Source organism: Paraburkholderia sp. Ac-20347 (assembly GCF_017104805.1).
GTDB lineage: Bacteria > Pseudomonadota > Gammaproteobacteria > Burkholderiales > Burkholderiaceae > Paraburkholderia > Paraburkholderia tropica.
In genome coordinates this window covers 1-7,992 of the sequence record NZ_JAAGPN010000322.1, presented here as the reverse complement: position 1 = coordinate 7,992, position 7,992 = coordinate 1, and the positions used below count along the sequence as shown (strand labels likewise).

Genomic DNA, 7,992 nt, shown 5'->3' with positions numbered 1-7,992 from the left:
GACGCCGCAGACGAGGGCGATGCGCGCGAGCGTGCGCAAGGCGGCGCGGCGCGGTCGCTGGATGGCGGCTGAGCGGGGTGTATGGCGCGGACTCATCGTGACTCCTGGCGCCGGGCGGGCGCGGCAGTGTGCTTTCTTGTACGTTGCGCTCGTGTCGCGCGCGGGCCGTCTACGGCCCGGCGGACTCCCTCGGGGCGCCGGCGCGGGGCCGGCGGCAGGTGTTTGCAAGCAATATAGCAGGCTGCCGTCGCGGCCTGCCTGCGTGTGCCGGTCGCCTGTAACCGGCGGCTGGATCAGTACTCCGCCTGCAGCGCGAGCAGCGATTCGCGCAACTGCACGAGCGGCGCCATCGTGTCGTCGTTGGCCCAGCCTTCGAGGTCGTCGAGCGCGCGGTTGCAGCCGTCGAGCACCACGTCGAAGTCGATGGGCACGCCGTTGGCGAGTGCGAACCGGATCACCGATTCGAAGCGCTGGCAGTCGTCGTCGCCGTAAGCGATGTCGAGGTTGTCGGCGATGGTCTGCGCGATATCGCTGCGCGCGCGGTCTTCCGCGTCGACGAAGTCGATGATGCCGCGCGCCACGTCGGGCGCGTGGTACAGCGCGATGTCGAGCCACCGGGTGGCGTCGAAATCGGCCTCGTGGCTTTGCTCTTCGAAGTATTCGATCGCTTCCTGCTCGTGCGTTTCGCCGCCGTCGACGGCGAGGCACAACTGCTCGAAATACTCTTCCTGTTCACTGCGGATGGGGTCGGACATCGGTCAATCTCTTCAAACGGTGGGCGCGGGTGGCCGCGCGCGTGCGGCCCGCATTATATGCCCGATGACTGAGACCCGACTTTCGCGCTGTTCTTGCACGGTCTTTTGCGCCGTCCTTTGCGCCGTCGCGAGCCATGCCTGCGCGTGCGCCCGAAGACGGCGCGAACGGACTCAGGCCGGCTCGACGGTCCAGGCGTCGAACCATTCGCGCGGGCGGGCGATCTGGTCCTGCGCGGCCACGATTTCCAGCTCGTAGCGACCGGCGTCGTAGGTCGTGCGCACGACCGCGTTGACCGCCGCGAGCGTGTGCTCGAAGGCGCGGCGCAGCGAGTCGCCGAGCATCAGACGCGCCACGAAAATCGCGCTCGTGATGTCGCCGACGCCGACCGGCTGACGCGCGAACGGATAGAGCGGACGCTGCGCGAGCCACGCTTCGCGCTCGCTCACCACCAGCATGTTGAAGGTGTCGGCGGGACTGTTGCGGTCGAGCAGATGCTTCACGAGGATCAGCTTCGGGCCGCGCGCGATCAGCTCGCGGCAGGCGGCGACGGCTTCTTCGGCGGTCTCCAGCTCGCGGCCGACGAGGCGCTGCAACTCGCTGTGATTGGGCATCATCGCGTCGGCCACGGCGGGCATGTGCGTGACGAGAAACTCCTGGATGCCGGGCTCGACCTTGCAGCCGCTGCCGTTCGCGTTGAGCGTGCCCATCACCGGATCGCAGAAATAGCGCGCCTGCGGATTGGCCGCCTTCACGGCGCGCACCACGTCGATCACGGCCTGCGCCTGTTCGGGCGCGCCGAGGTAGCCGGAGAGCACGGCATCGCAGCGCGGCAGCATGCCGATCGCGCCGATGCCGTCGACGAGATCGACCATCTGCTCCGCGTCGATCGCGCTGCCGGTCCAGTGACCGTACTGCGTGTGATTCGAAAACTGCACGGTGTTGAGCGGCCACACGTTCACGCCGAGCCGGCGCATGGGAAACACCGCCGCGCTGTTGCCCGCATGGCCGAACACGACGTGCGACTGGATGCTCAGGACATTTTTCATGGCCGGTCCGTTGGGTTTCGGGCGGGTGCTTCGGTCGAGTGTGTCGGTCATAACGTGGCTGTCGGCCGGTGCGCAACGGTTCGGTCCTGCGCGTGGCGGCCTGTTTGAAGGAGGGTGTCCGTATGACGCGCAAAGCGCGGGGGCACGGAGACGCCAGGCGGCGGCGCGCGATGCATGCGGTGCAGCAACGATAACCGAATTCGCTACGCCCGGTCGACCATCGCGTGCGCGTGACGGGCGCGGTGTTGCGCGCCGCCGTCGCCTGGCGTCGTCGGGCGCGATGGTTTGTCGTCACGCCGGGTCGTCAGCTAGAGGTTCGTCAGGCCGATTGTCGTCAGACCGATTCAACCAGCTCGCGATAGAGCGCCATGTAGCGTTGCGCCGATGCCGCCCAGCCGAAGTCCTGATGCATGCCGCGCGCGCGCGTCTCGCGCCAGTCGCGGCTGCGTGCGTAGAGCGCGAAGGCGCGGCGGATCGCGGCGGTGAGCGCGTCCGGCTCGAAGCGCTCGAACACGAAGCCGGTGGCGAGACCATCGGCGAGATTTTCGAGCGAGGCGTCGACGACCGTATCGGCGAGTCCGCCCACGCGATGCACGAGCGGCAGCGCGCCATAGGCGAGCGCGTAAAGCTGCGTGAGCCCGCACGGCTCGAAGCGCGACGGCACCATCATCACGTCCGCGCCCGCGACGATCTCGTGCGCGAGCGTTTCGTCGAAGCCGAGTTCGACCGCCACCGACTCCGGATGCTGACGCGCCGCACGCGTGAAGCCCTGTTCGAGACTCGCGTCGCCGGTGCCGAGCACGACGAGCTGGCCGCCGCGCGAGACGATTTCGGGCAGCGCCGCGAGCAGCAGGTCGAGGCCCTTTTGCTCGGTGAGGCGGCTCACCACGGCGAACACGGGCGCATCGTGCTTCGACGCAAGATTGAAGCGCTGCTGCAGCGACGATTTGCAGCGCAGCTTGCCGCTCATGCGCGTGGCCGAGTAGCGCGCAGCGATGGCGGCGTCGCCGGCCGGACTCCACACCGCGTAATCGACACCGTTCAGGATGCCGACGAGATCGTGCGCGCGTCCCTTGAGCAGCGCTTCGAGGCCGCCGCCTTGCGCCACGGTCTGGATTTCGCGCGCGTAGCTCGGGCTCACGGTGGTGATCTTGTCGGCGTAATAGAGCCCGGCTTTGAGGAATGAAAGCTGACCGTAAAACTCGACGCCGTGCATGTCGAAGAAGTCGGCGGGCAGGCCCAGCGTGTCGAACTGCTGCGCCGGAAAAATGCCCTGATAGGCGAGGTTGTGGATCGTGAACACGCTGCGTGCGGGCGGCCGCGCGCCGTGGCCTCGCTCGCGGGCGGCGGCGCGCAGATAAGCGCCCGCGAGACCCGCGTGCCAGTCGTGCGCGTGCAGGATATGCGGCGTCCAGTCCGCGTCGAGATGCAGCGCGAGTTGCGCGGCGGCCCAGCCGAGCAGCGCGAAACGCTCGGCGTTGTCGCCGTAAGGCACGTGTTCGGCGTCGAGATAGGGGTTGCCCGGGCGCGCGTAGAAGGCATCGGCGCGAATCATGTAGACGGGCACATCGCTGCCCGGCAGACGCCCGAGTTCGAGCGAGGCCTCGGGCGCGCCGAAGCTGCGTTCGAGCCGCGCGACCGGGCGCAGGTCGGCGAGATCGGCGGCCACGCCCGGGAAGCCGGGCAACAGCACGCGCGCATCGGCGCCTTGTTCGATCAGCGCGGCGGGCAGGGCGGCGGTCACATCGGCGAGACCGCCGGTTTTCAGGAGCGGATAGAGTTCGCTGGCGACATGCAGAACACGGATCGTCATCGGGCTGAGGTCCTCGATTGAGCCTTGGGGGCGCTGCGGTTCTCGCCGCGCGGCGTGAAGCCAGGTCGGCGTTCGGTGCGATACGTTCGCGAACGTGTCGAGTCAGGTCGCGGCGCTGCATGGCGATGCAAACGCCGCGCGCCGCGTCATCCGCCCGCGCCAAGTTTGTCGAGCGCCTCGCGCGTGACCAGCACGATGCCGTTCTCGGTGCGATAGAAGCGCTCGCCGTCGCGCACCGGATCCTCGCCGATCACGAGTCCATCGGGAATCACGCAGCCGCGATCCACCACGACCTTGCGCAGCCGGCAGCTCGCGCCCACTTCGACCTGCGGTAACAAGACTGCCTCGGCAATGTTGCAGAACGACTTCACGACCACATTCGACGACAGCACCGAGCGCGAAATCTGCGAACCGGAGATCACGCTGCCGCCGCAGACGATCAGGTTCGTGCCCGAGCCTTGCAGCCCGTTCAGATCGCGCACGAATTTGGCGGGCGGCAATTGCTCCTGATACGTCCAGATCGGCCAGTTGCGGTCGTAGAGGTCGAGCGCCGGAATGGTCGAGGCGAGGTCGAGATTGGCGGACCAGTAGGCGTCCACGGTGCCGACGTCGCGCCAGTACGGCTCGGCGCTCGGGTCCGAGGTCACGCAGGACATGCTGAACGGATGCGCGATGGCGACGCCGTCGCTGACCACGCGCGGAATGATGTCCTTGCCGAAGTCGTGGTCGGTGGCGCTCGCGGAGATGTTTTCCTCGAGCAGCTTGAAGAGGTAAGCCGTGTCGAACACGTAGATGCCCATGCTCGCGAGCGCGATGTCGGGGCGGCCGGGCATGGCGGGCGGATCGTCGGGCTTTTCGACGAAGCCCGTGACGCGGCGCTGTTCGTCGACGGCCATCACGCCGAACGCGCGCGCTTCGAGGCGCGGCACTTCGATGCAGCCCACGGTGCAGTCCGCGCCGCTCGCGGCGTGGTCGGCGACCATGCGCGTGTAATCCATCTTGTAGATGTGGTCGCCGGCCAGCACGACCACGTATTTCGGCGAGATCGAGCGGATGATGTCGAGATTCTGGTAGACGGCGTCGGCGGTGCCGCGATACCAGTGCGCGCCTTCGACGCGCTGCTGCGCCGGCCACAGATCGAGGAATTCGTTGAATTCGCCGCGCAGGAAACCCCAGCCGCGCTGCAGATGGCGCAGCAGCGAATGCGCCTTGTACTGCGTGACCACGGCGATGCGGCGGATGCCCGAATTCAGGCAGTTCGACAGCGCGAAATCGATGATGCGGTACTTGCCGCCGAAGTAGACCGCGGGCTTCACGCGCTTGTTCGTGAGCGGACCGAGGCGCGTGCCGCGTCCGCCCGCGAGCACGATGGCGAGCGTGGTGCGTTGCAGATCGTTGAGGCTTGCCGGAGTTTCCATGGACGTCTCCTTGTTGTGCCCCCGGTTTCGCTTTTGTGTGTCGCGGGTCGGTTTCGGCGAGGGTTCGCCTGGTCCGCCGGTCTCCGCGATGTCCGTTTTGTGACCGCGCATTGACTGTTCTAGCACCGAAAAGCGGGTTGCGCGAATCCGGTGTGCGCGAGCGGCCTCCGAGCGAGAAGCAAGCCGCTTGCCCGGCGGCAGACCGGCAATAAAAAACGGGCGCATCGAGCGCCCGTTTTTTGCATGCGGCCAGATCGCGGCCAACGCGCCGCGTGACTTCGATCAGGCCGCCGCCATCTCCGCGCGCACCTCGGCGGTGATCTCGAACGAACGCAAACGCTTCGCGTGATCGTAGATCTGCGCGGTGACGATCAGCTCGTCGGCCTGGGTCTGCTCGATCACCGAAGCGAGCCCCGCGCGCACCGTCTCGCGATCGCCGATCACCGAGCAGGCGAGCGAATGCGCCACGCCGGCGAGTTCGTAATCGTTGGCGGCGATCTGCTCGACCGGCGGCGGCAACTGCCCCGGCGTGCCGCGTCGCAGATTCACGAACTGCTGCTGCAGCGAGGTGAACAGCAGGCGCGCTTCTTCGTTGCTCTCGGCGCCGATCACGTTGACGCCGACCATCGCGTGCGGCTTGGCGAGCGTCGCCGACGGACGGAACTGCGAGCGATACAGACGCAGCGCCGTCAGCAGATGATCGGGCGCGAAGTGCGAGGCGAACGCGAAGGGCAGACCCATCGCGGCGGCGAGCTGCGCGCCGAACAGGCTGGAGCCGAGGATATAGAGCGGCACGTGCAGGCCCGCGCCCGGCACCGCGCGCACGCGCTGGCCTTCGACGGGCTCGCCGAACAGACGCTGCAATTCGGCGACGTCGTCGGGGAACGCGTCGGCGCTCGCCTGCAGATCGCGGCGCAGCGCGCGCGCCGTGGTCTGGTCGGTGCCGGGCGCGCGGCCAAGACCGAGGTCGATACGGCCCGGATAGAGCGCTTCGAGCGTGCCGAACTGCTCGGCGATCAGAAGCGGCGCGTGGTTGGGCAGCATGATGCCGCCCGAACCCACGCGGATGGTCTGGGTGCCGCCCGCCACGTAGCCGATCACGACCGAGGTGGCCGCGCTGGCGATCCCCGTCATGTTGTGGTGCTCGGCGAGCCAGTAGCGGTGGTAGCCCCAGCGCTCGGCGTGCTGGGCGAGGTCGAGCGTGTTGCGCAGCGCGGCGCCGGCGTTCGAGCCGGCGGGCACCGGCGAGAGGTCGAGGACGGAGAAGGGAATCATGGGGATCGTGGCGCTCCGGAATTCATGAGGCGCGGCTGCAAGGCCGGCGCAAGGTGCGGCCATTGTGCCAAAGCGGTCCGGATCCTGCTGACGGCCGCCCGGAACCCATGCGGGCGGCGTGGGTTCAACGCGTCTCCACGTCGTCTCCACACTGTCTTAATTGAATCGGAATAATTCTTGTTTAATCTGACTTTACAACCTCTAATTCAAATCTGTTAAAGAAGCATTGCGATATGCTTACCGAATTTTTTCAATTACAAGAATATTGCGGTCGCCAAAGATTCATCGCTGAAATAATCGCGCGCTTCTCCGATCTTTTCATCTTTGAGAAGGATTTTTGCGAAGAGTGGAAGGCAGCGCGCGGACGTTGCTGCTACAATTTTTTGCGCTGAATCAGGGGCGCAAACCGCGAAAGCAACGGGACGCGCATCAAGTTTTCAGGCGCCGTTTAATCAAATCATCATTTAAATTTGCGCTGAGTCACTAAAAATGGTGTCGTCTGTGACGTTTCTGTCGATTTATATGCGGTGCAGATACGATGCGCATTTGTCTTTTTGATGAATTTCAGGGTAGGGCAAATGGTTCCGGGCAAGACATTTGATCTGGACGGTGCGGTACGCCGGGCCGTCGTGTGCGCGTTCGCGTCATGCGGCGTCCGCCTGACTGACGGGCGAGGCGCGTTCGCATGACGGGTTCGCTCTTTTCCGCATGGCCGTTCGCGTGGTGGGTGCTGGTGGCGCTGTGCTGCGCCGCCACGCTTTACGCCATCAGCGCCGCGTTGACGATGCCGCGCCACGGTTCCGCCGCGCAGGTGCGCCTCGCCGCGCGCCTCGCGCGCGCCCGCACGGCCACGCCGGTGAGCGTGCTCAAGCCGCTGTGCGGCGCGGAGCCGCGTCTCTACGAAAACCTCGCGACCTTCTGCGAGCAGCGTCATCCGCGTTATCAGCTGATTTTTGGCGTGTCGTCGCCGAACGATCCGGCCATCGCCGTGGTGCAGCGGCTGCAGGCCGCGTATCCGGGCCACGACATCATGCTCGTGATCGACGCGAGCGTGCACGGCAGCAACCTCAAGGTCAGCAACCTGATCAATATGGCGGCGCACGCGCGCCACGACCTGCTGATCGTGGCCGACAGCGACATCGCCGTCGAACCGGACTATCTCGACATCGTCACCTCGCCGCTCGCCGATCCGCGCGTGGGCGTGGTGACCTGCCTCTATCGCGCACGCAGCGTCGGCGGCTTCTGGCCGCGCCTCGGCGCACTGTTCATCAACGAATGGTTCGCGCCGTCGGTGCGCGTCGCGCATTCGACGGGCTCGCGCGCCTTCGGTTTCGGCGCCACGCTGGCGCTCTCGCGCACGACGCTCGAGCGCATCGGCGGCTTCGCGGCGCTCAAGGATTGCCTCGCCGACGACTATCTGCTGGCCCGTTTCGCACGCGATCACGGCCTCGCGACGGTGCTCGCGCCCGTGCTGGTCGCGACCGACGTGATCGAGCCGAGCTTGCGCACGCTGTGGCTGCGCGAAACGCGCTGGCTGCGCACGATCCGCTCGGTGAATCCGGCCGGCTTCGCCTCGCTGTTCATCACCTTCACGTTTCCGTGGCTCGTCGCGGGCGCGCTCGGCTACGCGCTGCTCGCGGGCCTGCTGCCGGTGAGCGGCAGCGGCGCGCCGCTATGCGCCGGC

Annotated in this window: 6 protein-coding genes; 1 reads left to right on the top strand and 5 read right to left on the bottom strand. The window is 66.8% G+C overall.

Annotation, left to right across the window (positions count from 1 at the left end; translation table 11 throughout):
- Positions 1–293: 293 nt before the first annotated feature.
- The 5 genes from G3N97_RS34095 to G3N97_RS34075 all read right to left on the bottom strand — a co-directional run bounded on the left by G3N97_RS34095 (position 294) and on the right by G3N97_RS34075 (position 6,308).
- Positions 294–755, bottom strand: a complete 462-nt coding sequence (locus G3N97_RS34095; RefSeq protein ID WP_205997275.1) for a hypothetical protein — start codon at positions 753–755, stop codon at positions 294–296.
- Positions 756–926: 171 nt separating this feature from the next.
- A complete protein-coding gene (gene pdxY, locus G3N97_RS34090; RefSeq protein WP_205997274.1) occupies positions 927–1,802 on the bottom strand; it encodes a pyridoxal kinase PdxY in 876 nt (291 codons plus the stop codon).
- 334 nt (positions 1,803–2,136) lie between these two features.
- A complete protein-coding gene (glgA, locus tag G3N97_RS34085; protein ID WP_205997273.1) occupies positions 2,137–3,615 on the bottom strand; it encodes a glycogen synthase GlgA in 1,479 nt (492 codons plus the stop codon).
- A gap of 146 nt (positions 3,616–3,761) precedes the next feature.
- Positions 3,762–5,033, bottom strand: coding sequence for a glucose-1-phosphate adenylyltransferase (glgC, locus tag G3N97_RS34080; protein ID WP_065061182.1), 1,272 nt, complete (start codon positions 5,031–5,033; stop codon positions 3,762–3,764).
- A gap of 282 nt (positions 5,034–5,315) precedes the next feature.
- Positions 5,316–6,308, bottom strand: a complete 993-nt coding sequence (locus G3N97_RS34075; protein ID WP_205997272.1) for an LLM class flavin-dependent oxidoreductase — start codon at positions 6,306–6,308, stop codon at positions 5,316–5,318.
- Positions 6,309–6,993: 685 nt separating this feature from the next.
- Here G3N97_RS34075 and hpnI point away from each other — a divergent pair.
- Positions 6,994–7,992: bacteriohopanetetrol glucosamine biosynthesis glycosyltransferase HpnI (hpnI, locus tag G3N97_RS34070; RefSeq protein WP_205997271.1), on the top strand; the 999-nt coding region annotated here is incomplete at its 3' end.

What these genes read in the sequence shown, in the direction of transcription:
- G3N97_RS34095 (WP_205997275.1), bottom strand. Translation starts at nt 755, where the DNA reads ATGTCCGACCCCATCCGCAGTGAACAGGAAGAGTATTTCGAGCAGTTG.
- G3N97_RS34075 (WP_205997272.1), bottom strand. Translation starts at nt 6,308, where the DNA reads ATGATTCCCTTCTCCGTCCTCGACCTCTCGCCGGTGCCCGCCGGCTCG.
- glgC (WP_065061182.1), bottom strand. Translation starts at nt 5,033, where the DNA reads ATGGAAACTCCGGCAAGCCTCAACGATCTGCAACGCACCACGCTCGCC.
- pdxY (WP_205997274.1), bottom strand. Translation starts at nt 1,802, where the DNA reads ATGAAAAATGTCCTGAGCATCCAGTCGCACGTCGTGTTCGGCCATGCG.
- glgA (WP_205997273.1), bottom strand. Translation starts at nt 3,615, where the DNA reads ATGACGATCCGTGTTCTGCATGTCGCCAGCGAACTCTATCCGCTCCTG.